A 25,197-nucleotide genomic window follows, 5' to 3' on the forward strand; every position below is an offset into this window, starting at 1 on the left:
TTATCAAAGAGATCACCTGGCACAGTTTTATGATCTCGCAGTTACAGGCACAAACGGAGAGAAATTATGTTTGAACCAATGGAATTAACCAACGACGCGGTGATTAAAGTCATCGGCGTCGGTGGCGGCGGTGGTAATGCCGTCGAACACATGGTGCGTGAGCGCATCGAAGGCGTCGAATTCTTCGCGGTCAACACGGATGCGCAGGCATTACGCAAAACGGCTGTGGGCCAGACGATTCAGATCGGCAGTGGCATCACGAAAGGTCTGGGTGCTGGCGCTAACCCTGAAGTCGGCCGTAATTCGGCTGAAGAAGATCGTGAAGCACTGCGTTCAGCACTGGAAGGTGCGGACATGGTGTTTATCGCCGCGGGCATGGGCGGTGGTACAGGTACAGGCGCTGCGCCGGTTGTTGCCGAAGTCGCAAAAGACCTGGGCATTCTGACCGTCGCTGTGGTGACCAAGCCTTTCAACTTTGAAGGCAAAAAGCGTATGGCGTTTGCAGAGCAGGGTATCGCTGAACTGTCTAAGCACGTCGACTCGCTGATCACTATTCCAAACGACAAGCTGCTGAAAGTGCTGGGACGCGGTATCTCCCTGCTGGATGCATTTGGCGCGGCAAACGATGTACTGAAAGGCGCGGTGCAGGGTATTGCTGAGCTGATCACGCGTCCAGGCCTGATGAACGTCGACTTTGCAGACGTGCGTACCGTGATGTCCGAAATGGGTTATGCCATGATGGGTTCCGGTGTTGCGCGTGGTGAAGACCGTGCAGAAGAAGCTGCTGAAATGGCGATCTCCAGCCCGCTGCTGGAAGATATCGATCTGTCCGGCGCTCGTGGCGTGTTGGTCAACATCACGGCGGGCTTTGATCTGCGTCTGGATGAGTTCGAGACCGTAGGTAACACCATCCGTGCATTCGCATCCGATAATGCGACAGTCGTAATCGGTACGTCGCTTGACCCGGAAATGAATGATGAACTGCGTGTCACGGTTGTTGCGACGGGTATCGGCATGGACAAGCGTCCTGAGATTACTCTGGTGACGAACAAGCAGGCCAGCCAGCCTGTGATGGATCATCGTTATCAGCAACACGGTATGACGCCACTGGCGCAGGAAAAACCTGCTGCTAAAGTGGTTAACGACCAGAATCCGCAGACGAATAAAGAGCCAGACTATCTGGATATCCCGGCGTTTCTGCGTAAGCAGGCAGACTAATTTGCTGCCAGATAACGTTGGAATCTCCGCTCTTTGTGCTAAACTGTGCCACCGAGCCTGGTGTATACTAGGTCGGTAGGTTCAGTAACATGCGAGATAAAATGATGATCAAACAACGTACATTAAAACGTATTGTTCAGGCGACTGGTGTCGGGTTACATACCGGCAAGAAGGTCACGTTGACCATGCGTCCTGCACCGGCAAATACCGGGGTCATCTATCGCCGCACAGACTTGAATCCCCCGGTTGATTTTCCGGCTGATGCAAAATCCGTGCGTGATACCATGCTCTGTACTTGCCTGGTTAATGAGCATGACGTCCGTATTTCTACGGTGGAGCATCTTAACGCTGCGCTTGCAGGGTTGGGCATTGACAATATTGTCATTGATGTTGACGCGCCGGAAATTCCAATTATGGATGGCAGCGCCAGCCCGTTCGTTTATCTGCTGTTAGATGCCGGTATCGAAGAGCTGAATTGTGCCAAGAAATTCGTACGTATCAAACAGCCTGTTCGCGTTGAAGATGGTGACAAGTGGGCCGAGATGAAACCGTTTAACGGCTTCAGTCTGGATTTCACTATCGACTTCAACCACCCGGCGATTGATGCGGGCAACCAGCGCTATCGTTTGGATTTCTCCGCTGATGCGTTTGTTCGCCAGATCAGCCGTGCGCGTACGTTCGGTTTCATGCGCGATATCGAATACTTGCAGTCTCGTGGGTTGTGCCTGGGCGGCAGTATGGATTGTGCCATCGTCGTTGACGATTACCGCGTACTGAACGAAGACGGTCTGCGTTTTGAAGATGAGTTTGTTCGCCATAAAATGCTGGATGCCATCGGTGACCTGTTTATGTGTGGCCACAACATCATCGGTGCGTTCTCTGCGTTTAAATCTGGACACGCACTGAACAACAAACTGTTGCAGGCTGTGCTGGCAAATCAGGAAGCGTGGGAATACGTGACCTTTGAAGACGAAGCTGAGATGCCGTTGGCATTTAAAGCACCGTCTATCGTGTTGGCGTAACGCTTGAACTTGAAGTAATCATTTCTTATTACGACTGGTTTTATTGGTACTCTCTCCGGCCAATGAAGCCAGTCGTTCTAATATCTTTCTGAGTTTTTCCGGGCTGTTGCCTGCTAATGTCCTCAATGTCTCCGCACTTTGTTCACTCAACTGACGCAACGGTTTGTCATCGATATTTTCCGTCGGCGTAATGTCATTATTTTTCACGATTTCATGCCCTTTTGCGGCAAGCGTTGGATTAATCCTGATGTCGATTGAAGCCAATGATGGTAGTATTTGTGCGCGTAATGCAGAGAGCAGCGCAGGTTGTTCGTAACGTAACCGCATCAGCCAACTGGCATTGGCGGTTTCCAGTATCAGTAAACCTTGCCGGTAATTAGCGACGCGGCACCATGGGTGCAACGGTGCAGGCAGTAACCCGCGTACGGCACGGTTGAGTTTTAATAAGGCGATAGCGCGCTGTTGCACATCTTGTAGCGGGCCTTTACCCGACATGGATGCGCTATCAAACAGAAATTCCAGTGATTGTGGGCGGCTATCACGCATAGACCTGGCTCCGGTGGATGTTACTCGTGATTGGTATTCTAAATCGTTGGCGACAATTTGGCAGACGTTATTTCTGGCCGCATCTCTTATTAGGGATGGTCGCGGCGAGTCTTGGCCTGCCAACAAGCCTGAACGACTCACAGGATATCGCCTCACTCCCTAATTCAAGCTCCAGCGTGAGTCGCCAGAATCACGTATCGCTGAACCTTACCGATCTGGTCGCGCTGAAGGAAGCGCATCGGCGCTCGTCCTACAGCGTTGATTATTGGCATCAGCATGCGATTCGCACGGTAATCCGTCATCTTTCTTTTGCGTTGACGACGCCACAGACGGCCAGTGCCGAGCAGGTTGACGATCTTCAACCTCACTCTTTGGTTTTGCTGGATACGCTAAATGCGTTACTGACGCAGGATTCCCAGTATCCCTTTGTGATCTCCCCCCATGCTGGGCATGTCACTTTTTATCCTCAGGCACACCATCAAATCGGCGTCTGGCTTGCCCAAATCCGCGGCATCCGCGCAGGGCCCTCTCTTTTCAGCTGAACGTGTAGTGGATAATTAGCTGAAGAAATTTCTCTCGTTTTTTGCTGAGTTTCTCAGTTTTTCGATGTTGTGTTGCCACTGGATACGTGGCACTTGTGAGATTAAAACTATTATGGTCATGAATATCCTAACCAAAATTTTTGGTAGCCGTAACGATCGTACGCTGCGTCGTATGCGTAAAAACGTTGATGTCATTGGTCGTTTAGAGCCAGAAATGGAAAAACTTTCAGATGAGGAACTGCAAGCGAAAACGCTAGAGTTCCGTGTTCGTCTGGAAAAGGGTGAAACGTTAGAGAACCTGCTGCCGGAAGCCTTCGCGGTAGTCCGTGAATCCAGTAAGCGTGTCTTTGGCATGCGTCATTTCGACGTGCAGCTTATCGGCGGTATGGTACTGAACGAGCGGTGCATCGCGGAGATGCGTACCGGTGAAGGTAAAACGCTGACCGCAACGCTGCCTGCGTACCTGAATGCGCTGACTGGCCGTGGTGTACACGTAGTTACCGTGAACGATTATCTGGCACAGCGTGATGCCGAAAATAACCGTCCGTTGTTTGAATTCCTTGGCCTGAGCGTTGGTATCAACCTGCCGGGAATGCCTGCTCCAGCGAAGCGTGAAGCCTATGCGGCAGATATCACTTACGGTACCAATAACGAATACGGTTTTGACTACCTGCGTGACAACATGGCGTTCAGCCCGGAAGAGCGCGTGCAGCGTAAGTTATATTACGCGCTGGTGGATGAGGTTGACTCCATCCTGATCGATGAAGCGCGTACGCCGCTGATCATTTCCGGCCCGGCTGAAGACAGCTCTGAACTTTATATCAGCGTCAATAAAATCATCCCTCACCTGATCCGTCAGGAGAAAGAAGATTCGGATACCTTCCACGGTGAAGGCCACTTCTCTGTTGATGAGAAAGCGCGTCAGGTTAACCTCACCGAGCGTGGTCTGGTTCTGGTAGAAGAACTGCTGGTGAAAGAAGGCATTATGGAAGAGGGCGAGTCGCTGTACTCTCCGACCAACATTATGCTGATGCACCATGTGACTGCTGCGCTGCGTGCGCACGTGTTGTTTACCCGCGATGTTGATTACATTGTGAAAGACGGTGAAGTCATCATCGTCGACGAACACACAGGCCGTACCATGCAGGGGCGTCGCTGGTCTGATGGTCTGCATCAGGCTGTGGAAGCGAAAGAGAAGGTGGCCATTCAGAATGAAAACCAGACGCTGGCTTCCATTACCTTCCAGAATTACTTCCGTCTGTATGAAAAACTGGCAGGTATGACCGGTACGGCAGATACCGAAGCGTTCGAATTCAGCTCCATCTATAAGCTGGATACGATTGTGGTGCCGACTAACCGTCCGATGATTCGTAAAGACTTGCCTGACCTGGTCTACATGACCGAGCAGGAAAAAATTGATGCCATCATTGAAGATATCAAAGACCGCTCTGTAAAAGGCCAGCCTATTCTGGTCGGTACGATCTCCATTGAGAAATCAGAAGTGGTTTCTCAGGCGCTGGAAAAAGCGGGCATCAAACACAATGTGTTGAATGCGAAATTCCACGCCATGGAAGCGGACATCGTTGCACAGGCGGGTCAGTCTGGTGCGGTCACCATCGCGACCAACATGGCCGGTCGTGGTACGGACATCGTATTGGGCGGTAGCTGGCAGGCCGAAGTCGCCCATCTGGAAAATCCAGATGACGCGCAAATTGCAGAAATCAAAGCGGCCTGGAAAGTGCGCCATGATGCGGTGCTGGCTGCGGGTGGTTTGCACATTATCGGTACAGAGCGTCATGAATCTCGCCGTATCGATAACCAGTTGCGTGGTCGTTCCGGTCGTCAGGGGGATGCGGGTTCATCACGTTTCTATCTGTCGATGGAAGATGCGCTGATGCGTATTTTTGCCTCCGATCGCGTTTCTAATATGATGCGTAAACTGGGGATGAAACCCGGCGAAGCGATCGAGCACCCGTGGGTCACCAAGGCGATTGCTAACGCACAGCGTAAAGTGGAAAGCCGCAACTTTGATATTCGTAAACAGCTGCTGGAATACGATGATGTGGCGAACGACCAACGTCGTGCGATCTACACACAGCGTAACGAACTGCTGGATGTGTCCGATATCAGTGAAACCATCACCAGCATTCGTGAGGATGTGTTTAAAGCGACCATCGACAGCTATATTCCACCGGAATCTCTGGAAGAAATGTGGGATACGGAAGGTCTGGAACAGCGCCTGAAGAACGACTTCGATCTGGATATGCCGATCAAGGCGTGGCTGGATAAAGAGCCTGAGCTGCACGAAGAAACACTGCGTGAGCGTATTTTCCAGCAGGCGCTTGAGGTTTATCATCGCAAAGAAGAAGTGGTTGGCGCTGAAGTCATGCGTAACTTCGAGAAAGGCGTGATGTTGCAGACGCTGGATTCCTTGTGGAAAGAGCATCTGGCGGCAATGGATTACCTGCGTCAGGGCATCCATCTGCGTGGCTATGCACAGAAAGATCCGAAACAAGAATATAAGCGTGAGTCGTTCTCTATGTTTGCCGCGATGCTGGAATCACTGAAATATGAAGTGATCAGTACACTGAGCAAAGTTCAGGTGAGAATGCCGGAAGAAATTGAAGCGCTGGAGCAGCAACGCCGCGAAGAAGCTGAGCGTTTGGCACAGCAGCAACAGTTTAGCCATCAGGAAGAAGATAGCCTGAACACCGGTTCACCGGCGCAGGCAGACCGTAAAATTGGACGTAACGACCCTTGCCCATGTGGTTCAGGCAAGAAATATAAGCAGTGCCACGGTCGCTTGCAGAAATAATTGACTGCTGATCCAGTAGTTAATATGTGATAAGTACAAGGGCGGTCATTGACCGCCTTTTACTTGATAAGAATCTGATAGGAAGTGTCATGACGCAAAAACAGTTATCCGTCGCGGTCGGCATCATCCGCAATGCGGAGCAGCAATATTTCATTGCTCGCCGCCCTGATGGCGTTCATATGGCAGGGATGTGGGAATTTCCCGGCGGTAAAGTTGAAGAAGGTGAAACGCCAGAGCAGGCGCTGATTCGTGAACTGCGTGAAGAAACGGGCATCGAAGCCAGCGCACCACAACCGCTAAACGACAAAACGTTTTCTACGTCGGAGAGAATCATCACGCTTCATTTCTTTCTGGTTGAAACGTGGCAGGGGGAACCCTATGGTCGGGAAGGTCAGGAATCTCGCTGGGTGGGCGTAGAAGAATTACGTGAGGAGGAGTTTCCGCCAGCGAATGCGGAGATGATCCGCTGGCTGAAATCGCTTTAATCTGGCTTTACTTTTTCCTGTCTGAAAGCTCCTGCCTTCAAACTATCGTGGCGAAACGTGGCCGTTAGCGCGTTTCGCTCCAGTCTTCACTATCAGAAACCATATCATCACTTGGAATGCGCTTTTCTTCATCAGCCCATTCCCCTAAATCGATGAGCTGACAACGTTTGCTGCAAAATGGGCGATAGATGCTGGTTTCATCCCAGATGACTGCCTGCTTGCAGGTTGGGCACTTTACCGTCGTAATTTCTACTGTCATAAAATTCTTTTCACTCTATTTGGTACTTAACACATATATGCTACTTAACGCATTTCTGTCTGGCCGGGGCTGAGTCTAGCAGCAGGCCAGTTCAAAGGTTAAACGCGGAGGAATATGGCCGTTTTCGCTATCTAATGGCAGAAAACGGATGGCATAGCGTGTCTTATGGCCGGATATCTGCGGATAGAGCTGATGTATCTGCTCAAGGCGCAAACGTAGCAGGTCAGCATCGGAGGCATTGTCCTGGAAAAAACCGTTCAGGCTGGTCTGTGGGCGGAACGTGCCAGAATGGCGGATGAGTTCCAGGATCATGTCCAAGGCTTGTTTGAGCGGTGATAAGGAGTTAAGCCAACCGGAAACCAATTTCTCACGCAGTTCCTGAGGCTGGTGCAGCCAGCTATGCAAAGTGGGCAAATCGAAACTACAGCACCCGCCGGGAATACCAAGCCGCTGGCGTACCATGCCAATCAGGCGATCTTCCCGTAAGAACTGCCCCATTCGTGGTGCGGCCATCAACGTACTAGCCAGATCTTTCAACTGACGTCTCAACGTATGGATACGCTCCATGTCAACGCCCGGTACATCACTCCATTGCAGCAGTTTTTGCTGTTGCCGTTCCAGTTCTTTCAGCAGCTCGGTACGGACATCTCCACGTTCCAGCACATCGAGCAGTTCGGCGATAGCACGAAAAAATGTTAGAGCGCCTCCCATATCGGTCAGGGAGTGGTTTTGATGTAACTGCTGCAATAATGATTCGATACGCAACCAGGTACGTGTTTTTTCGTTCAGCGGGTATTCGAATAAAATCGTTGAGGGGGCGTCACTCATTCTTAGTCATCCTGTCGGCTGCGGAGGCGGCAAGCTCCAGGTACTGGCGGTGTAATTCCGCAACCTGTGGAGCCAGCTCGTTTGGGCAGCGACTGTTATCAATAATATCATCGGCATAAGCCAGGCGCTGTTCTCGGGTAGCCTGTGCTGCCAGTATGTTTTCTGCTTGTTGCTGGCTGATGCCATCGCGGGCCAGCGTACGTGCAAGCTGTGTTTCTTTGTCTACATCAACGACCAGAATACGCTGTGCCCGCTGCTGTAAACCGTTCTCCACCAGTAAAGGGACGACCCACAGAATGTACGGTGCGGATGCAGCCTGAAACTGGGCCTGTGTTTCTTGGTGGATCAACGGATGGAGTAAATTATTCAGCCACTGTTTCTCCTCTGGTGAGGAGAAAATCCGCTGGCGTAGTGCGGCACGGTTCAATGAACCATCAGTATTGAGCATAGCGTCGCCAAACCGGAGCCTGATGGCATCCAGTGCGGGTTCTCCAGGCTCGACTACCTGACGCGCGATGATATCCGCATCAACGATAGTGGCCCCTAATTTGGCAAATTCATCAGCTACGGTGCTTTTTCCGCTGCCGATACCGCCCGTTAAGGCTACGATGTATGTCATTGCACCCGTGTTGAAAAGTTAACATTTCTACTATTTTCAAGGGTGAGGAATATCTTCCAGTCCCCCTGAAGTCAATCAGGTATCAACCGCAGTGTGCTTCACGTTATCACTTTGCTGGGTGATAGGTAAATTTCTCTGATTTTATCCCAAATAAAGTGAAAATCGCAGTCTTGCCGCAGGATTATTCCTGCGTATGATAACGTCACTGGTAAAGGGCATTATTTTTTCAGAAATGATTATGCTCAGTAACAATGCTGAGTATGCCGCCGTCATTAACCAGGAACTCGAACCTCATGCGTATTGAAGAAGATTTAAAGTTAGGCTTTAAAGACGTTCTCATCCGGCCAAAGCGTTCGACGCTGAAAAGCCGCTCCGACGTTGAACTGGAACGTCAATTCACCTTCCTCCATGCCGGCGGCAACTGGTCCGGCGTACCGATTATCGCAGCCAATATGGATACCGTGGGTACGTTTAGTATGGCGGAAGTCCTGGCCTCTTTTGATGTTCTGACGGCTGTGCATAAACACTACTCTGTCGAACAATGGTCTCAGTTTGTGCAACGCACACCGGCATCGGTATTGCGCCATGTCATGGTCTCGACCGGGACATCTGAGGCTGATTTCATCAAGTTAAAGCAAATCTTGGCGCTGTCGCCTGAGCTGAAATTTATCTGTATCGATGTCGCCAATGGCTATTCCGAGCACTTTGTCACGTTCCTGCAAAAAGCACGCGAGGCCTGCCCGGATAAGGTTATCTGTGCAGGAAACGTTGTGACCGGTGAAATGGTGGAAGAACTGATTCTCTCCGGTGCGGACATCGTGAAAGTCGGCATTGGTCCCGGTTCTGTCTGCACGACGCGTGTTAAAACGGGTGTAGGCTACCCTCAGCTTTCTGCCGTTATTGAATGTGCTGATGCGGCACATGGCCTCGGTGGGCAAATCGTGAGTGACGGCGGGTGCGCCATGCCGGGCGATGTCGCGAAAGCATTTGGCGGCGGAGCCGATTTCGTCATGTTGGGCGGTATGCTGGCAGGGCATGATGAATGTGAAGGCACCATCGTGGAAGAAAACGGTGAGAAGATGATGCTGTTCTACGGCATGAGTTCCGCCTCCGCGATGGAGCGTCACGTTGGCGGTGTGGCGGAGTACCGTGCTGCAGAAGGAAAAACCGTTAAATTGCCTCTGCGCGGTCCGGTAGATAATACCGTGCGCGATATTCTTGGCGGCCTGCGCTCGGCCTGTACCTATGTGGGTGCATCCCGTTTGAAAGAGCTGACAAAGCGTACAACATTTATCCGCGTGGCCGAGCAGGAAAACCGTATTTTCAACGGGTAATTGCCGCCGTTACGCGCCGTCTTTCCGTCCGCTGTCAGCGGTGATGCATACGGCGTAGTTTGTCGCTGTTTGTATGTTGTATTGGTCGGTTCAGGCACCGGCCAATACATTCCCCAACTTGAAGATAGGCAAATACATGCCAATCACCAGCGCCCCGACCATTCCCCCGACGACCATCATCAACAACGGTTCCAGCGTTTGTGTCAGCATGTCTGCCTGCTGCTGTACCCGACCTTCATGCCATTCTGCCAGTTGTGTAAAGATCGCATCCAACGCACCGGTTTCTTCCCCCACGCGGATCAGTTGCGGACAGGGCGCAGGGAACAGTATGGCGTGATGCTGTGTGGCATGGTATAGCGACGTCCCCTGATGCAGCTGCGCCTGTATTTGTTGAATTGCGACTTGATAGAGCGGGTGACGGATCGTCGCGGCGGCATCCAGTCCTTCCGGGAGCGTTAAACCGGCATGCTGCGTCATGGCGAGAATATGGAAGATCTGGTTCAGCGATTTACCGCGTAACAGGCTGGATACGATAGGAATCTTCAGCAACCATTCTTGCTCTCGGGTTTTCCACAATGGCCGTTTCTGCCTCAAGCGAGCGTACCCCACAATCAGGCAACTAAGCATCAGCAACCCAATCAGTCCGTAGTCAGATATGATTTCTGCCAGATAAAGCAATTGCCGGGTAAACCACGGCAACGGCGTCTCGAACGAGGAATAGAGCGACGCAAACTCGGGTAGAACCAGCGTTAACATCATCATGCTGACCAGCATGGCGATTGCTAAAACAAAGCAGGGGTAACGTAACGCTTTGATGACTTTCTGTTGCAGCCTGGACTGTTTTTCTTGCTGCTGGGCGAGCTGTAGGCAGCATGCGTCCAGCTTGCCGGTTAGCTCGCCGACGGCAATGAGGGAACGATACAGAACGGGAAAGATGTGAGGATATTCCTGTAGTGCTTCAGACAGCGAGCTTCCCTGAGCAACATGGGTACGAACATCCCGTAATACGCAGCGCCAGCCGGGGCGATCGTGCTGTTCCGACACCAGTTTTAATGCTTCCAGCAGTGGTAATCCGGCTTGTAGCAGGGCAGCAAGCTGTTTGATTAACTCGCCTAGCTGTTCACGTTTCCAGTAGCGTAGCGACAGGTAATGGCTGGCTTTTACGAGAAGCGGCTGGTAACCCTGTGCAATCAGGCTGGCATAGGCGTGCTGGCGATGTGTGCTAATGAGTTCTCCATCGATAAATTCGCCCTCGGACGTGATGGCCTGCCAGTGATATAAGCGCTGTAGCCTCATTTCGCCTCCTGATTCATTGACCGCTCATCGCCCACTACACAGTAGACTTCAGCAAGTGAGGTCAGGCCGTCGTTGACCAACTCAAGCCCTGCAGTCAGTAACGTTGGAAAACCGGCATGGCGAGAGAGTGCAGATAATTCCCCTGTGCTGGCGTTGCCCGCTAGCGCTGCCTGAAAATCTGGCGTGATAGGCAACAATTCATAGAGCGCAACGCGACCATAGTAGCCAGAAAAACAGTGGCTACAGCCGCGGGCTTGCCAATGTTGCAGTGGCCCTTGCCATACATCGTTTGGTAGTGAAAGTAGCGGTTCTTCTGGGGTTTTACAGTGTGGGCATAACCGACGAACAAGGCGTTGGGCAATGATGAGTTTTAGCGCCGCGGCTAACAGGTAACCGGGGATGCCCAGATGACTGAGGCGAGTTAACGTTTCTACGGCAGAATTGGTATGCAGCGTGGACATGACCAGATGGCCGGTTTGTGCGGCTTTTACCGCAATTTCTGCGGTTTCAGCGTCACGGATTTCACCGATCATAATGACGTCTGGATCCTGCCGCAGCAGCGCTCGTAAAATTCGGCCAAAGCCCAGTTCGGCTTTGGGATTGATTGCCGTTTGGTTTATGCCCTGCAAGGGAATTTCGACCGGATCTTCCACGCTACAGATATTGCGGCTGCACTCGTTTAGCCAGCGTATTGCGCTGTAAAGCGTGACGGTTTTTCCACTGCCTGTTGGACCCGTGACTAACAGCATTCCCTGTGAGGCGCTCAGCACGCTAATCACCTGCTGTAACGCCTTTGCGGTGAGCCCGAGTTTATCCAGTACTAACTCCTGCTGGTGCGTTTGCAGAATACGCAGTACGACTTTTTCGCCTTGTTGTACGGGCAGCGTAGCGATGCGTAATGAGTAGGCTTGTTGATCCAGCGTCAGGCTGAATTGGCCGTCCTGCGGCAGTCGCCGTTCAGCGATGTTCAACTTACCCATGATTTTCAGCCGCGCGGTAATACGGTTTGTCAGTTCGGGCGGCGGTGCGGATATGGCCTGTAGCACGCCGTCAATGCGTAGGCGTACGCGATAGCCGTCCAGTAATGGCTCAAAGTGGATATCAGAGGCGCGCCGCTGAACGGCGAGACGTAGTGTTTGATGGATAAATTGTGCAACAGGGGAGTCATCGTCATGATCCTGCAGCCCGGTGCTGTTGTTATGAATATTGTTATGAGTGTTGGCATAAGTGCCGGCATGGTAGGTTTCTGCGGGCTCGGCAACGGCGTTCACCGGGTTAAGCTGCTGTTCCATTCTGGCTTGTGGCCATTGCTCCACCATAATGCGGCGATTGCTGGCGAAACGCAGCGCGGCAATCATCTCCGCAGAAGGGGAGGCCGTGACGGCGACCGACAGCGTTTGTTCATCGAGACTGAGCAACAATGCCTGATAACGTCGGCACAGCGTCTGTAATTCGCTGAGGGTATGCTCGGAGGAGAAGGAGGAGTCTGTCATGATTAGCCTGCCGTATTATCGAAACGGAAAACGTCCTGACAGGCGGATTGCAGCCTTTCTGTACTGTCATCCGTGGCACAGCTTTTCGTCCAGCGTGAAGCGCCGATTTCGGTATCCCACGTTGGCGTCAGAACAACGCGCAGCCCTTGCAGGGTGGATTGGCCAGTCAGCGTAATCACGCCTTGAGCGACGCTAACGGCGCTGACATAGCGTGAAGATTTGCTACCCGGAATGCCCTGACTACCTGCATTGCAGGCCGTAAACGCGGCATTTTCCAGACCACAGAGATCGACAGGCGTTTTATAAGACACCATCGTCTGCAGCATGTCCGTTAGCGCTGCTTTTTGCAGATAGCCTTGATAAGCCGGTACGCCAATAGCGCTGAGGATGGCGACGATCGCAATAACGATCATCAGCTCAATCAGCGTAAATCCTTGTTGTGTTGTCATGTTGATTTCCCTGTTGTTGCATATAAATTTTGTGGCGTATAAATGTTGCGGTACATAAATCCATACGGATGGCGGCAGCATAGAAAAGGGAGCGAAGGCTGACGAGCAGGGAAATGTGAAACAGGAAAGCGCCACGACATGTTTTTAGCGATTTGCAGAGGATTGAAAATTTTTTGCGAGCAGAGACGCAATTTTCACGCTGTCGGGACAGCAAGTCCGCGCGGGATTTGTCGTTTGTGTTGTTACGGTGGTGTGCGAGAGGATGAGATGTCGAGAGGTGAACGAGGTGCGAAATAGCACCTCGCCGATAGAAATAGAAGAGCGGTTAGACGAAGCGCATGGATAAATCCAGTGCCTGTACGTGCTTGGTTAACGCCCCCACGGAGATATAGTCTACGCCCGTTTCCGCATAGCCACGCAGCGTGTCGAGGGTGACATTACCGGATATCTCCAGCAGCGCGCTGCCTTGCGTAGTGTTAACGGCTTCCCGGATGTTATCCAGACTGAAATTATCCAGCATGATGATATCGGCGCCCGCTTCCAGCGCTTGCTGTAATTCGTTCAGTGATTCGACCTCAACTTCTACCGGAACATCGCTGCGCAGAGACTGTGCTTTTTCTACCGCATTTTTGATTGAACCCGCGGCGATAATATGGTTTTCCTTGATCAGGAAGGCATCGGATAGGCCAAGTCGATGGTTGTCTCCGCCACCGCATGATACGGCGTATTTCAGCGCGGTTCTCAGCCCAGGCAGCGTCTTGCGTGTATCCAGCAGTCGAGTACGTGTTCCCTGTAATACGGCAACATAGCGGCTGACTTCAGTGGCGACGCCGGACAGCGTTTGCAGGAAATTCAGCGCCGTGCGTTCACCTGTCAGGAGCTGTTTGGCTGGGCCTGTGATGTCACACAGCGTTTGGTTGGGCGTGATAGCGTCGCCATCGGCAACGTGCCAGACGATCGTTGTTGTATTGCCTAATTGAGAAAAGACTTCCTCAAGCCAGCGTGTGCCGCAGAATATACCTGCTTCACGCGTGATAATGCGTGCGCTGGCGGTCTCGTTGTCGGGGAGCAGAAGCGCGGTAATATCTTGATTAGCATCGACGATGCCACCTAAATCTTCACGCAAGGCCAGTTGCACGCTGGCGGGGATATCTTGTGCAATACGAGCGAGCAAGGCTTGTTGGCGTTGTTCCTGACTGTAGCGACGCGTTGACATGACAAAACTCCGAAGGGGGATTCGGAGGTCTATGCTACCTTGTTTATATCAGGACATCCAGAATGAATACTTATTACAATTCAATCTGTTACTGTTATGAGTCTTCCGGCGAACATCCGTGGTCGCCGGAAAGAGGAAGCGATTTTAGAAGTTGTAACCGACGACCAGATAGTAGCCCCAGCCGGTAGATTTCACTTCAAACGGGCCTTTGCCGAAATTGAGTTCTGCGCCATCAGCCCATTGGCCGCCGTTGTGGAAATAACGCGCGACGAAAGAGTAGTGCCAGTGGTCGTAGCCCAGCGCCAAAATATGGCTGGAGGCAATGGAATTGTTGGTGCGGCTTGAGTTCGATTTATCACGCAGTTCTGAGCCAAAATCGAAATTGGTGAAGCTGATATACGAGACGTTGCCGCCCAGCATCGAACCCAGTGGGTAAGAGTATTTCACTTTTACACGGTAGCCGTCCCACTCGTTTTCGTTAGCGGCGCCGTAGTTCTGCCATTGGTATTTTGCATAGCCGTTCACTGACAGAGACAGGTCGGTGCCGGTATCAATATCGGTGCCTAAGCCCATGTACCAGGTACTCTGGCGTGAACCGCTGTTGCGACCCTGATCGTAAATAACGTTATTGGCGATGTACCACTCTTTAAACGGACCAAAGCTCAGATCAGCGCCCGTCAGTTTATCAATTGAGAAGCGTGGTTCGATCTCGACAAACAGCGGAGAGCCTTTGTCCCAAATGCCACGGCTGTCGGGATCGCCACCAAAAAACTTAGGCGCATCGGCGTAGCCGTAGAAATCGAACCAGTCTTTACGCGCAAAGGCTTCGTATTCCAGGTAAGTCGTGCTGTTCAGTTGCGGTCCGAAACGCGTGTGGGCGCTCCCGACGACGTTAATGCTCTGGTGCCACCAGTCGGACAGGTATTCGGCTTTATTGCTGTCGGCAAGAGCAGGCATTGAGCATGACAGTGCGAGTAAAGCGCCTGCGGCGAAAGTTTTTTTCATGTTAAGTACCATAGTGTTAGACGTTATTTACGTCGTACGTAAGACCGCAAAATAAGTTTTGGTAATATCTAAAAAAATCAGAAGATAATTTTGTCATGCATTTTAAGTAAAAATAGACGCAATGCACGAAAACGATTGCCTTTTATTGTGCTATTACATTTGTAATGTGATTTTAATCACATAATGGTGTTAGGAATTTCACCTTACTAAAAAACGTATCGGGATTGTGTTCAGGCAGGAAAACGACGGGAATATCACAAAACAAACGGTAAAACCTATTGATACCCAGTTGAATAGATAGCATGGCGTGAAACATGGTATCTTGGATACAAGGACTTTTGGCTACAATGGTTTTTACACTGACGTTGTTTTTACTCCTGAAATTGAGTTTTCGCCTGATTCAGCCGGCAAACGATACGATGCGAGGTTATCGCCGATGCTTTTGGAAAATGGCTGGTTATCCGACATTACACACACGCCTTCACCGCATTATGATGGCCGCCCGAATGATGAGGTGCCTTCCCTACTGGTGATCCACAATATTAGTCTGCCGCCTGGCGAGTTTGGCGGTCCGTATATTGATCAACTGTTTACGGCGACGTTGGATCCCACTGCGCATCCTTATTTCGCCGATATTTCCCATTTACGCGTCGCGGCACACTGCCTGATTCGCCGCGATGGGCAAATCACCCAGTATGTGCCTTTCGATCAGCGCGCCTGGCATGCGGGTGTTTCGGTGTTTGAAGGTCGGGAACGCTGTAATGATTTCTCTATTGGCATTGAGCTGGAAGGGACGGATACGCTGCCTTTTACCGCGCAGCAGTATCACTCGCTGGTGGCGATTACACGCCTGCTAATGCAGGCCTATCCTATTACGCTATCGCGAATTACCGGACACAGCGACATCGCACCGGGCCGTAAAACCGACCCCGGACCGGCATTTGACTGGGACGGCTATCATCGTCTGCTACAAGAAAACGGGACAGAGAACAAAGGGAGTCTGGATTAATGACGCTGTTTACACTGTTGCTTACGCTGGCATGGGAACGCTTGTTCAAACAGGGCGAGCACTGGCAGATCGATCATCGGCTTGAGGTCGTATTCCGGCACGTGCCGTCTCCATCTTTATTGCAAACGCTGTTCCTGACGCTCTGCAGCATGGGCATCGTGGCGTGCTTGCTGTGGCTCACGAGCGGTATTCTGTTTGGCCTGATTTCTCTTCTGCTGTGGATTGTCATCAGCCTGATGTGCATTGGTGCGGGTGAAATCCGTCAGCACTATCGGCGCTATTTGCAGGCGGCACAGCGCGGCGAGGCGGATGCCAGTCGGGAAATGGCGGCTGAACTGGCGCTGATTCATGGTTTGCCCGTTGGTACGGGAGAAGGAGAGCAACTGAAAGAGCTGCAAAATGCGCTGCTGTGGATAAATTTCCGGTTTTATTTAGCGCCGCTGTTCTGGTTTATCGCTGCTGGACCCTACGGGCCGATTGCGCTAACGGGGTATGCATTTTTACGCGCCAGCCAAACCTGGCTTGCCCGCCACCACACCCCGCTGGAGCGCGCGCAGTCTGGCGTCGATAGTTTACTGCATTGGCTTGATTGGATCCCCGCACGCTTGGCGGGTGCCGCTTACGCACTGCTGGGGCACGGCGAGAAAGCGCTGCCAGCCTGGTTCGCTTCGCTGGGGGATTCTCGCAGTTCACAGTATTGGGTGTTGACTCAACTGGCTCAATTTTCTCTCGCGCGTGAATCCCACGTTGAGCCTGTGGAGACGCCCAAAGCCGCTGTGACGCTGGCGAAAAAGGTGACGCTGGTATTAGTGGTCGTCGTCGCGCTCCTGACGATATACGGTGCGCTGGTTTAATTTCCCGTTGGGCGTCCCAGCGCAACCGTTTCTCGCTTATTGTCTGTCAGCGGGCGGTTCGCCGAACACGGGCATTCCGTCACGATCCCAGGTGAAGGTTTTAATCCGCGTATGGCGATTCGGGTCATACAGCGGGTCGCCTTCGATCTCCGTGTAGTTGCGGGCGTGGTAAACCAGAATGTCTTCGCCCGTTTCTGTTTGCGTAAAGCTATTATGGCCTGGCCCAAACTGCCGGTTTGCTCGGCTGGTGGTAAAGACCGGCTGCTGCGATTTATGCCAGCTTGTCGGGTTCAACAGATCGCTGTCTGCGTTCGCCCACAGTAAGCCGATACAGTAATTTTCATCGGTGGCGCTGGCGGAATAGGTGATGAAGAGACGTTCGCCGTGCTTAATGACGGCGGGCCCTTCGTTGACTTTAAAACCCATCACTTCCCACGGTAGCTCCGGCTTGCTCAACATGACCGGCGTGCCTTTCAGCGTCCACGGATTTTCCATTTCCGCCAGATACAGATTCGAATTACCAGAAATAGCGGGATCTTTTTGCGCCCACAGATAGTAGCGTTTGCCTTTATGTTCAAAGTGGGTGGCATCCAGCGAGAAGGTATCGAATTGCGTACAAATCCGGCCTCTTTCTACCCAGTTGCCTTTTAGCGGGTCGCTGTCTGCACATTCCAGCGCAAACATGCGGTGCTGGAATAAGCCGTCTTTGATGTCTTCCGTCGGCGCAGCGGCGAAATAGACATACCACTTACCATGAATCACGTGCAGTTCCGGTGCCCAAATCAGCGCACTTAACGGGCCGCGTTCATGCTTGCGCCAGATTGTCACCGGGGTCGCGTGGGCAAGCGCCTCCAGCGAACTGGCCCGGCGAATTTCGAGCCGATTGTATTCCGGTACTGAGGCAATAAAATAATATTGTCCATCCGTGTGGCGAAGAATGAAAGGGTCAGCCCGTTGTTCAATCAGTGGGTTAGGCCATTGATGTGGGTTCATCATTCTCTCCTCCTCTTTTGACGTTGAGTGATTGACTGTCGCGGCTCTCGCTCAGTTCCCGATAGTTATTACGGCGTTTTTCCAGATCGATTTGTATTTGCTGCATGAGCTGGCGATCGACCTTCAGCAAACGCACAACGCCTGCGGTAATCAAATAGCCTATGCCCGGAATGAGGGTGAACAACATAATGATGCCGTTCATGGCTTCTGCATTTTGCTGTGGAGCATTGGCATCATAACCATAGTAGGACAGCAGGAAGCCGACCATCGCCCCCGCAATCGCCAGCCCGACCTTCAGGAAGAACAGATTGCCTGAGAAGCTGATCCCAGTGATTCGCTTGCCAGTTTTCCACTCGCCATAGTCATCCACATCGGCCATCAGCGACCAGTGAAGCGGGGACGGGATCTGGTGCAGGACGTTCAGCAGGAAGTACATCACCAGAATAAAGCTGGTCAGGTGAGGGTTGAAGAAATAGAAGGTGCTGGAGAAGATCGCTAGCGCGATGTTGACCCAGAAAAACACTTTCAGTTTACAGAAACGGTCGGTCAGGGGTTTCGCCAATGCGCTGCCGAACATCATGCCAACCACGCCGAGGCTGATAAACAGGCTGGCGAATGAGGCGGACTTTCCCATCACCCACGTGACGTAGTACATCGTGGCTGCCATGCGGATAAATCCGGGACAGACGTTGCACAGGGTTAACAGCAGAATGCGCGGCCATTGGTCGTTTTTCCAGACGTCTCGCAGGTCCGCTTTCAGCGCATCGTTGGTGGGGATGGCGGGTTTAATTCGCTCCTGAACGGTAGCAAAGCAAAATAGAAACATGAATAGGGCAATGATCGCCATCACGCCCATCGACATTTGGTAGCCGCGCGCTTTGTCCTCGCCGCCGAACCACTCAGCCATAGGCAGCAGCGTCGAAGAGAGGATGAGCGTGGCGATACCGACCATGATGAAGCGGTATGACTGACAAGAAACCCGCTCATGCGGATCGGCGGTGATCACGCCGCCCAGTGAGCAGTAGGGGATGTTGATGGCGGTGTACGTCAGCGACATCAGAAAATAGGTGACGAAAGCGTAGATGACTTTGCCGTTGTAGCTCCAATCCGGCGTGGTAAACATGAGGACGCTGAACAGAACGTAGGGCACGCAGACCCAAAGCAGATAAGGCCGAAAACGACCCCAGCGGCTTTGGGTGCGATCGGCGATCGCGCCCATAATCGGGTCCGTGACGGCATCGATGACGCGAATGGAAAGTAGCAGGGTGCCCACTAAAGCAGGCGAGAGCCCATAGATATCAGTGTAGAAGTAGCTCAGAAATAGCATGATGGCCCCGCCAATCATGTTGCATCCTGCATCACCCATTCCGTAGCCGATCTTTTCTTTAACGGACAGTGCGTTGTTCTTCATGAATACGACTCCTGTGCTTAACGTGTAAGCACGATTATTCCTCTCGATAGGGATAAAAGAGCGTATGAAATCGGTTGCAAAAATGGACAAACGGGTTGGGTGGGGCAAAGTGTGATGGACGTTGCAAATATGAAAATGGCCGACAGAGTCGGCCATGGAAAAGGATGTGGTGAACGCTGAGGCTTAGGCTTACGTCGCCTGATTTTTCTTTTTGATAAAGTAGCCCACGGCCAGAATAACCAGCCAGACCGGAATCAGCATGACGGAAATCTGAATGCCTGGCGTCAGGAACATGATGACCAATATGCCGGCCAGGAACAGCAGGCAGATATAGTTGCCCAGCGGATAAAGCAGCGCTTTAAATTTGGTCACCGTACCTTCTTTGTCCTTTTGCGCACGGAACTTCAGGTGCGCCAGACTGATCATCGCCCAGTTAATCACAAGAGCCGACACGACCAGCGCCATCAGCAGCTCGAACGCTTTTCCGGGAATAAGGTAGTTGATCAGGACGCACAGCGCCGTCGCCAGCGCGGAGATACCGATAGCAACAACCGGAACGCCACGCGCATCGACAGTTTTCAGTACTTTCGGTCCGTTACCCTGTTTCGCCAGACCGAACAGCATGCGGCTGTTGCAATACACGCAGCTGTTGTAAACGGACAGCGCTGCGGTCAGTACCACGATGTTCAGCACTGTCGCTACGACGTTGCTGTTCAGTTCATGGAAGATCATGACGAACGGACTACCGCCTTCTACAACCTTGCCCCACGGGTACAGTGACAGCAGGATAGCGAGTGAACCGATGTAGAAAATCAGGATGCGATAGATAACCTGATTGGTCGCGCGTGGAATGCTTTTCTCTGGGTCATCCGCTTCTGCTGCGGTAATCCCCACCAGTTCCAGCCCGCCAAATGAGAACATGATCACCGCCATCGCCATCACCAGACCGAGCACGCCGTTCGGGAAGAACCCGCCCTGCGCCCACAGGTTGGTTACGGTCGCTTCCGGCCCGCCCGTACCGCTGAACAGCAGCCAGCCACCGAAGACGATCATGCCAATAATCGCGACGACTTTGATGATGGCAAACCAGAATTCCATCTCACCGTAGACTTTGACGTTCGCCAGATTGATGGCGTTAATCAGCAGGAAGAAGACGGCGGCGGATACCCAGGTCGGAATGTCTGGCCACCAGTACTGGACGTAAATCCCCACGGCGCTGAGCTCGGCCATGGCGACCAGCACATACAGCACCCAGTAGTTCCATCCCGATGCAAAGCCCGCGAAATCGCCCCAGTATTTATAGGCAAAGTGGCTGAACGATCCGGCTACCGGCTCTTCAACCACCATCTCGCCCAGTTGGCGCATAATGAGAAACGCGATCAGGCCGCCAATCGCATAGCCTAACAGGACCGATGGCCCGGCCATTTTGATTGTCTGCGCAATACCAAGAAAGAGGCCAGTACCTACCGCGCCACCCAAGGCAATCAACTGAATATGACGGTTTTTCAAACCACGCTTTAGCGTGCCGTCCGTTTGTTGATTATCCATCAAATTTAACCCTCTGCCAGTGCAAGTAAAAAACACGGTGTGAACGAACACGCGTATTAGTGACTATACGTTTGTGTAATTTTATTTTTACGGATCGGTATTTCTTAAAATAAGAAAACCGCTACCGTTTGGCAGAGAATAGTGGTAAGTACGCAAGATTGCACTGATTTCTTATCGTCTGATAATTAAAAACTATCGCCACATCAAAAATTTTACCTTTCCCTGATTAAGAGCCTGATGACGAGAAAATTGAGAGAGGATTTTTCAGGGGAGAAGGGGGCTGCTACTCCTTTAGTTTTACTCCCTTTTATTATCTCTTTATCCCTGCTGTAAAATGCTGTTTACCACGATGTGAAGTTGCGGATAACTACGCTTCACTTATAAGAATAAAAAACCTTATTTTGTGCATTTAAATTCACTATTTTCGTATTTAAACGGTTCAGCAATGCCTGCTTTACGTTTCAAAAAAGTTAAAATATAGACAGTGGGGATTAATGGTAATACCACAGGCGGGCTATCACTTTGCCGCATGTTTCTCGTGCATTTGTTAAAATCTGGTGGGATTGGTGATTTAGCTCAAGGTCCTTATGGACAGAAGGTGAATACTTTGTTACTTTAGCGTCACGTTTTTGAAATTGGTATTACCAATTGACTCCGCGCCATTCGCAGAGAAGAATCCACTATGGCATACAGCAAGATCCGTCAGCCCAAACTGTCAGATGTGATTGAACAGCAGCTGGAGTTTCTGATCCTTGAGGGAACCTTGCGCCCCGGCGAGAAGCTCCCACCGGAGCGCGAACTGGCAAAACAGTTCGATGTTTCCCGCCCTTCTCTGAGAGAAGCCATTCAACGCCTGGAAGCCAAAGGTCTCCTTTTGCGCCGTCAGGGTGGTGGTACCTTCGTTCAAGCCAATCTATGGCAAAGCGTCAGCGATCCGCTGGCAGAATTACTGAGCACACATCCCGAATCACAGTTCGATCTTCTGGAAACGCGTCATGCGCTGGAAGGCATTGCTGCCTACTATGCTGCGTTGCGTGGCACAGAGTCGGATCTGCAGCGTATCCGGGATTGTCATGCCGTGATTGAGAAGGCGAGGGAAGCGGGCGATCTGGACGCCGAGTCAGAAGCCGTTATGCAGTATCAGGTTGCTGTAACAGAAGCCACGCATAATGTGGTGTTGCTGCATTTGGTGCGCTGTATGGGGCCGATGCTCGAACAGAACGTGAGGCAGAATTTTGAATTGCTTTATTTGAGCCGTGAAGTGTTGGCTCAGGTTAGCATTCATCGCGCCAGCATTTTTGAGGCGATTGTTGCCCGTGAGCCGGAAAAGGCGCGCGAAGCATCACACCGTCATCTGGCGTTTATTGAGGAAGTATTGCTGGATCTTAACCGGGAACATAGTCGGCGCGAGAGATCGCTGCGTCGGCTCCAGCAACGCAGGGATTGAGCATCCGTAATTTGGGGCTCTGAATGCGGTAATGACGACGATGAGCCTGTCTTCATGCGTTTTGCTTAGGACGAAACCTGAGTCAGAATGCAGGAAGACAGGCTCCATAAACTAACTGATTAGAGAAGATAAGGAATAACCATGTCAGATCGTTTAAATAATGACGTGGATCCGATCGAAACCCGCGACTGGCTGCAGGCGATCGAATCGGTCATCCGTGAAGAGGGTGTTGAACGCGCCCAGTTCCTGATTGATCAGGTTCTGAGTGAAGCACGTAAAGGCGGTGTCAGCGTTGCTGCTGGTACAGCTGCACGTCAATACATCAACACCATCGCAGTGGAAGACGAGCCGGAGTACCCTGGTAATCTGGATCTGGAACGTCGTATTCGCTCAGCAATCCGCTGGAACGCGATCATGACAGTGCTGCGTGCTTCTAAAAAGGATCTGGATCTGGGCGGCCACATGGCTTCTTTCCAGTCTTCCGCCACTTTCTATGAAGTGTGCTTTAACCACTTCTTCCGTGCTCGCACTGCGCAGGACGGCGGCGACCTGGTCTACTTCCAGGGCCACATTTCTCCGGGCGTTTACGCTCGTGCCTTCCTTGAAGGCCGCCTGACCGAAGATCAGATGAACAATTTCCGTCAGGAAGTTCACGGTAACGGTCTGTCTTCTTATCCGCACCCTAAACTGATGCCAGATTTCTGGCAGTTCCCGACCGTATCTATGGGTCTGGGCCCGATCGGTGCTATCTACCAAGCTAAATTCCTGAAGTATCTGGAAAACCGTGGTCTGAAAGATACTTCTAAGCAAACCGTTTATGCCTTCCTGGGCGACGGTGAAATGGACGAACCAGAATCCAAAGGTGCGATCACTATCGCGACCCGTGAAAAACTGGACAACCTGGTGTTCGTCATCAACTGTAACCTGCAGCGTCTGGATGGTCCGGTTACTGGTAATGGTAAGATCATCAACGAGCTGGAAGGTATCTTCAGCGGCGCTGGCTGGGATGTGATCAAAGTCATGTGGGGCGACCGTTGGGACGAACTGCTGCGTAAAGACACCAGCGGTAAACTGATCCAACTGATGGAAGAAACCGTTGACGGTGACTACCAGACCTTCAAATCCAAAAACGGTGCCTATGTGCGTGAGCACTTCTTCGGTAAATACCCGGAGACGGCAGAACTGGTTAAAGACTGGACCGACGATCAAATTTGGTCACTGAACCGTGGTGGTCACGATCCGAAGAAAGTCTACGCTGCACTGAAAAAAGCGCAGGACACCAAAGGCAAACCAACCGTTATTCTGGCACATACCATTAAAGGCTATGGTATGGGCGACGCGGCTGAAGGTAAGAACATCGCTCACCAGGTTAAGAAAGTTAACATGGATGGCGTGCGTTACTTCCGCGACCGCTTCAACGTGCCAGTGTCTGATGCTGATATCGAAAAACTGCCGTACATTACTTTCGATAAAGAGTCTGAAGAGTACAAATACCTGCACGAGCGTCGTCAGGCGCTGGGTGGCTACCTGCCGTCTCGTCAGCCGAACTTTGATGAGAAGCTGGAACTGCCAACGCTGGAAGATTTCAGCACCCTGCTGGAAGAGCAGAACAAAGAAATCTCTACCACTATCGCGTTTGTACGTGCCCTGAACGTGATGCTGAAGAACCAATCTATCAAAGATCGTCTGGTTCCAATCATCGCTGACGAAGCGCGTACCTTTGGTATGGAAGGTCTGTTCCGCCAGATCGGTATTTATAGCCCGAAAGGCCAGCAGTACACCCCGCAGGACCGTGAGCAAGTTGCTTACTACAAAGAAGACCAGAAAGGTCAGATTCTGCAGGAAGGTATCAACGAACTGGGTGCAGGTTCATCCTGGCTGGCGGCGGCAACGTCTTACAGCACCAACAACCTGCCGATGATCCCGTTCTACATCTACTACTCCATGTTCGGTTTCCAACGTATCGGCGACCTGTGCTGGGCAGCGGGTGACCAACAGGCTCGTGGCTTCCTGATCGGTGGTACTTCCGGTCGTACGACGCTGAACGGCGAAGGTCTGCAGCACGAAGATGGTCACAGCCACATTCAGTCTCTGACTATCCCGAACTGTATTTCCTACGATCCGGCATTTGCCTACGAAGTTGCGGTCATCATGCATGACGGTCTGCATCGCATGTACGGTGAAGCGCAGGAAAACATTTACTACTACATCACCACGCTGAACGAGAACTACCACATGCCTGCGATGCCGCAGGGTGCAGAAGAAGGTATCCGTAAGGGTATCTACAAGCTGGAAACGGTTGAAGGTAGCAAAGGTAAAGTGCAGCTGCTGGGTTCTGGTTCTATCCTGCGTCACGTACGTGAAGCGGCTCAGATTCTGGCGACAGACTACGGCATCGGTTCTGACGTATTCAGCGTGACGTCCTTCACTGAACTGGCACGTGAAGGCCAGGATTGTGAGCGTTGGAACATGCTGCATCCAACCGAAACGCCACGCGTACCTTACGTGGCTCAGGTACTGAGCGATGCGCCAGCGGTGGCATCTACTGACTACATGAAGCTGTTTGCTGAGCAAATCCGTAACTTCATCCCAGCTAGCGATTACCGCGTATTGGGTACTGACGGTTTCGGTCGTTCTGACAGCCGTGAGAACCTGCGTCACCACTTCGAAGTGGATGCGTCTTACGTCGTGGTTGCGGCTCTGGGTGAACTGGCTAAACGCGGTGAAATCGATAAGAAAGTGGTTGCTGATGCCATCACTAAATTCAACATCGATGCAGATAAAGTTAACCCGCGTCTGGCATAAGAG

At 51.8% G+C, this 25,197-nt stretch carries 22 protein-coding genes; 10 read left to right on the forward strand and 12 right to left on the reverse strand.

Annotation, left to right across the window (positions count from 1 at the left end; genetic code table 11):
* Positions 1 to 66 precede the first annotated feature (66 nt).
* Both ftsZ and lpxC read left to right on the forward strand, forming a co-directional pair.
* Entirely contained in the window at positions 67 to 1,218 is a 1,152-nt protein-coding gene (ftsZ, locus tag Q3A88_RS03520; RefSeq protein ID WP_005975217.1) for a cell division protein FtsZ, read from the forward strand.
* Between the two features lie 104 nt (positions 1,219 to 1,322).
* A complete protein-coding gene (gene lpxC, locus Q3A88_RS03525) occupies positions 1,323 to 2,240 on the forward strand; it encodes a UDP-3-O-acyl-N-acetylglucosamine deacetylase (RefSeq protein ID WP_039278868.1) in 918 nt (305 codons plus the stop codon).
* Positions 2,241 to 2,258: 18 nt separating this feature from the next.
* Here lpxC and Q3A88_RS03530 read toward each other — a convergent pair whose 3' ends face one another.
* Complete coding sequence (locus tag Q3A88_RS03530; protein WP_317177410.1) at positions 2,259 to 2,786, reverse strand: DUF721 domain-containing protein; 528 nt, start codon at positions 2,784 to 2,786, stop codon at positions 2,259 to 2,261.
* Positions 2,787 to 2,812: 26 nt separating this feature from the next.
* Here Q3A88_RS03530 and secM point away from each other — a divergent pair, with 26 nt between their 5' ends.
* The 3 genes from secM to mutT all read left to right on the forward strand — a co-directional run bounded on the left by secM (position 2,813) and on the right by mutT (position 6,628).
* Complete coding sequence (gene secM / locus Q3A88_RS03535; protein WP_174435823.1) at positions 2,813 to 3,328, forward strand: secA translation cis-regulator SecM; 516 nt, start codon at positions 2,813 to 2,815, stop codon at positions 3,326 to 3,328.
* Between the two features lie 112 nt (positions 3,329 to 3,440).
* Entirely contained in the window at positions 3,441 to 6,143 is a 2,703-nt protein-coding gene (gene secA, locus Q3A88_RS03540; protein WP_014916645.1) for a preprotein translocase subunit SecA, read from the forward strand.
* 89 nt (positions 6,144 to 6,232) lie between these two features.
* Positions 6,233 to 6,628 (forward strand): 8-oxo-dGTP diphosphatase MutT, encoded by a 396-nt coding sequence (gene mutT / locus Q3A88_RS03545; protein WP_039278334.1) that lies wholly within the window; start codon positions 6,233 to 6,235, stop codon positions 6,626 to 6,628.
* Positions 6,629 to 6,692: 64 nt separating this feature from the next.
* Here mutT and yacG read toward each other — a convergent pair whose 3' ends face one another.
* The 3 genes from yacG to coaE all read right to left on the reverse strand — a co-directional run bounded on the left by yacG (position 6,693) and on the right by coaE (position 8,334).
* The gene (gene yacG, locus Q3A88_RS03550) at positions 6,693 to 6,887 is read right to left on the reverse strand and encodes a DNA gyrase inhibitor YacG (protein ID WP_039465810.1); all 195 of its coding nucleotides are present in this window, start codon (positions 6,885 to 6,887) and stop codon (positions 6,693 to 6,695) included.
* Between the two features lie 75 nt (positions 6,888 to 6,962).
* Positions 6,963 to 7,715 (reverse strand): cell division protein ZapD, encoded by a 753-nt coding sequence (gene zapD, locus Q3A88_RS03555; protein WP_039509888.1) that lies wholly within the window; start codon positions 7,713 to 7,715, stop codon positions 6,963 to 6,965.
* Positions 7,708 to 8,334 carry a dephospho-CoA kinase gene (coaE, locus tag Q3A88_RS03560; protein ID WP_014916643.1) on the reverse strand — a complete coding sequence of 209 codons (627 nt, stop codon included), beginning with the start codon at positions 8,332 to 8,334 and terminating at the stop codon, positions 7,708 to 7,710. Before coaE ends, zapD begins: the two co-directional genes overlap by 8 nt.
* 293 nt (positions 8,335 to 8,627) lie before the next feature.
* Between coaE and Q3A88_RS03565 the strand changes: the two genes are divergently transcribed.
* Complete coding sequence (locus Q3A88_RS03565) at positions 8,628 to 9,668, forward strand: GMP reductase (RefSeq protein ID WP_010681506.1); 1,041 nt, start codon at positions 8,628 to 8,630, stop codon at positions 9,666 to 9,668.
* Between the two features lie 90 nt (positions 9,669 to 9,758).
* On the opposite strand, the gene hofC is transcribed toward Q3A88_RS03565, so the two are convergent.
* The 5 genes from hofC to Q3A88_RS03590 form a co-directional block, all read right to left on the reverse strand.
* Entirely contained in the window at positions 9,759 to 10,964 is a 1,206-nt protein-coding gene (gene hofC, locus Q3A88_RS03570) for a protein transport protein HofC (RefSeq protein WP_110162400.1), read from the reverse strand.
* A complete protein-coding gene (gene gspE / locus Q3A88_RS03575) occupies positions 10,961 to 12,457 on the reverse strand; it encodes a type II secretion system protein GspE (protein WP_317177411.1) in 1,497 nt (498 codons plus the stop codon). Before gspE ends, hofC begins: the two co-directional genes overlap by 4 nt.
* Positions 12,458 to 12,459: 2 nt before the next feature.
* Positions 12,460 to 12,906, reverse strand: coding sequence for a prepilin peptidase-dependent pilin (ppdD, locus tag Q3A88_RS03580; RefSeq protein WP_110162402.1), 447 nt, complete (start codon positions 12,904 to 12,906; stop codon positions 12,460 to 12,462).
* Between the two features lie 325 nt (positions 12,907 to 13,231).
* A complete protein-coding gene (nadC, locus tag Q3A88_RS03585; RefSeq protein ID WP_233990178.1) occupies positions 13,232 to 14,122 on the reverse strand; it encodes a carboxylating nicotinate-nucleotide diphosphorylase in 891 nt (296 codons plus the stop codon).
* Positions 14,123 to 14,266: 144 nt separating this feature from the next.
* Entirely contained in the window at positions 14,267 to 15,127 is an 861-nt protein-coding gene (locus Q3A88_RS03590) for a nucleoside-specific channel-forming protein Tsx (protein WP_039283422.1), read from the reverse strand.
* Positions 15,128 to 15,563: 436 nt separating this feature from the next.
* On the opposite strand from Q3A88_RS03590, the gene ampD reads away from it, so the two are divergent.
* Positions 15,564 to 16,136 (forward strand): 1,6-anhydro-N-acetylmuramyl-L-alanine amidase AmpD, encoded by a 573-nt coding sequence (gene ampD, locus Q3A88_RS03595; RefSeq protein ID WP_039285308.1) that lies wholly within the window; start codon positions 15,564 to 15,566, stop codon positions 16,134 to 16,136.
* A complete protein-coding gene (gene ampE / locus Q3A88_RS03600) occupies positions 16,136 to 16,990 on the forward strand; it encodes a beta-lactamase regulator AmpE (protein ID WP_317177412.1) in 855 nt (284 codons plus the stop codon). Before ampD ends, ampE begins: the two co-directional genes overlap by 1 nt.
* 36 nt (positions 16,991 to 17,026) lie before the next feature.
* On the opposite strand, the gene Q3A88_RS03605 is transcribed toward ampE, so the two are convergent.
* From Q3A88_RS03605 to Q3A88_RS03615, 3 genes are all read right to left on the reverse strand, one after another.
* Positions 17,027 to 17,983 carry a family 43 glycosylhydrolase gene (locus tag Q3A88_RS03605; protein WP_233990272.1) on the reverse strand — a complete coding sequence of 319 codons (957 nt, stop codon included), beginning with the start codon at positions 17,981 to 17,983 and terminating at the stop codon, positions 17,027 to 17,029.
* On the reverse strand, positions 17,961 to 19,394 hold the full coding sequence (locus tag Q3A88_RS03610; RefSeq protein ID WP_317177413.1) for an MFS transporter: 1,434 nt from the start codon (positions 19,392 to 19,394) through the stop codon (positions 17,961 to 17,963). Before Q3A88_RS03610 ends, Q3A88_RS03605 begins: the two co-directional genes overlap by 23 nt.
* A gap of 189 nt (positions 19,395 to 19,583) precedes the next feature.
* Positions 19,584 to 20,942 (reverse strand): amino acid permease, encoded by a 1,359-nt coding sequence (locus tag Q3A88_RS03615; RefSeq protein ID WP_233990184.1) that lies wholly within the window; start codon positions 20,940 to 20,942, stop codon positions 19,584 to 19,586.
* Between the two features lie 682 nt (positions 20,943 to 21,624).
* Here Q3A88_RS03615 and pdhR point away from each other — a divergent pair.
* Both pdhR and aceE read left to right on the forward strand, forming a co-directional pair.
* The gene (gene pdhR / locus Q3A88_RS03620) at positions 21,625 to 22,389 is read left to right on the forward strand and encodes a pyruvate dehydrogenase complex transcriptional repressor PdhR (RefSeq protein ID WP_010306328.1); all 765 of its coding nucleotides are present in this window, start codon (positions 21,625 to 21,627) and stop codon (positions 22,387 to 22,389) included.
* A gap of 141 nt (positions 22,390 to 22,530) precedes the next feature.
* Entirely contained in the window at positions 22,531 to 25,194 is a 2,664-nt protein-coding gene (aceE, locus tag Q3A88_RS03625; RefSeq protein ID WP_014916631.1) for a pyruvate dehydrogenase (acetyl-transferring), homodimeric type, read from the forward strand.
* Positions 25,195 to 25,197 lie beyond the last annotated feature (3 nt).

It is taken from the genome of Pectobacterium sp. HCp5_1, from assembly GCF_032905925.1.
Classification (GTDB): domain Bacteria; phylum Pseudomonadota; class Gammaproteobacteria; order Enterobacterales; family Enterobacteriaceae; genus Pectobacterium; species Pectobacterium brasiliense_A.

Coding starts and splice junctions, on each gene's coding strand:
- lpxC (WP_039278868.1), top strand. CDS start 1,323: ATGATCAAACAACGTACATTAAAACGTATTGTTCAGGCGACTGGTGTC.
- aceE (WP_014916631.1), top strand. CDS start 22,531: ATGTCAGATCGTTTAAATAATGACGTGGATCCGATCGAAACCCGCGAC.
- ppdD (WP_110162402.1), bottom strand. CDS start 12,906: ATGACAACACAACAAGGATTTACGCTGATTGAGCTGATGATCGTTATT.
- ampD (WP_039285308.1), top strand. CDS start 15,564: ATGCTTTTGGAAAATGGCTGGTTATCCGACATTACACACACGCCTTCA.
- Q3A88_RS03530 (WP_317177410.1), bottom strand. CDS start 2,786: ATGCGTGATAGCCGCCCACAATCACTGGAATTTCTGTTTGATAGCGCA.
- Q3A88_RS03610 (WP_317177413.1), bottom strand. CDS start 19,394: ATGAAGAACAACGCACTGTCCGTTAAAGAAAAGATCGGCTACGGAATG.
- coaE (WP_014916643.1), bottom strand. CDS start 8,334: ATGACATACATCGTAGCCTTAACGGGCGGTATCGGCAGCGGAAAAAGC.
- Q3A88_RS03590 (WP_039283422.1), bottom strand. CDS start 15,127: ATGAAAAAAACTTTCGCCGCAGGCGCTTTACTCGCACTGTCATGCTCA.
- Q3A88_RS03615 (WP_233990184.1), bottom strand. CDS start 20,942: ATGGATAATCAACAAACGGACGGCACGCTAAAGCGTGGTTTGAAAAAC.
- hofC (WP_110162400.1), bottom strand. CDS start 10,964: ATGAGGCTACAGCGCTTATATCACTGGCAGGCCATCACGTCCGAGGGC.
- yacG (WP_039465810.1), bottom strand. CDS start 6,887: ATGACAGTAGAAATTACGACGGTAAAGTGCCCAACCTGCAAGCAGGCA.
- Q3A88_RS03605 (WP_233990272.1), bottom strand. CDS start 17,983: ATGAACCCACATCAATGGCCTAACCCACTGATTGAACAACGGGCTGAC.
- gspE (WP_317177411.1), bottom strand. CDS start 12,457: ATGACAGACTCCTCCTTCTCCTCCGAGCATACCCTCAGCGAATTACAG.
- ftsZ (WP_005975217.1), top strand. CDS start 67: ATGTTTGAACCAATGGAATTAACCAACGACGCGGTGATTAAAGTCATC.
- Q3A88_RS03565 (WP_010681506.1), top strand. CDS start 8,628: ATGCGTATTGAAGAAGATTTAAAGTTAGGCTTTAAAGACGTTCTCATC.
- nadC (WP_233990178.1), bottom strand. CDS start 14,122: ATGTCAACGCGTCGCTACAGTCAGGAACAACGCCAACAAGCCTTGCTC.
- mutT (WP_039278334.1), top strand. CDS start 6,233: ATGACGCAAAAACAGTTATCCGTCGCGGTCGGCATCATCCGCAATGCG.
- zapD (WP_039509888.1), bottom strand. CDS start 7,715: ATGAGTGACGCCCCCTCAACGATTTTATTCGAATACCCGCTGAACGAA.
- pdhR (WP_010306328.1), top strand. CDS start 21,625: ATGGCATACAGCAAGATCCGTCAGCCCAAACTGTCAGATGTGATTGAA.
- secA (WP_014916645.1), top strand. CDS start 3,441: ATGGTCATGAATATCCTAACCAAAATTTTTGGTAGCCGTAACGATCGT.
- ampE (WP_317177412.1), top strand. CDS start 16,136: ATGACGCTGTTTACACTGTTGCTTACGCTGGCATGGGAACGCTTGTTC.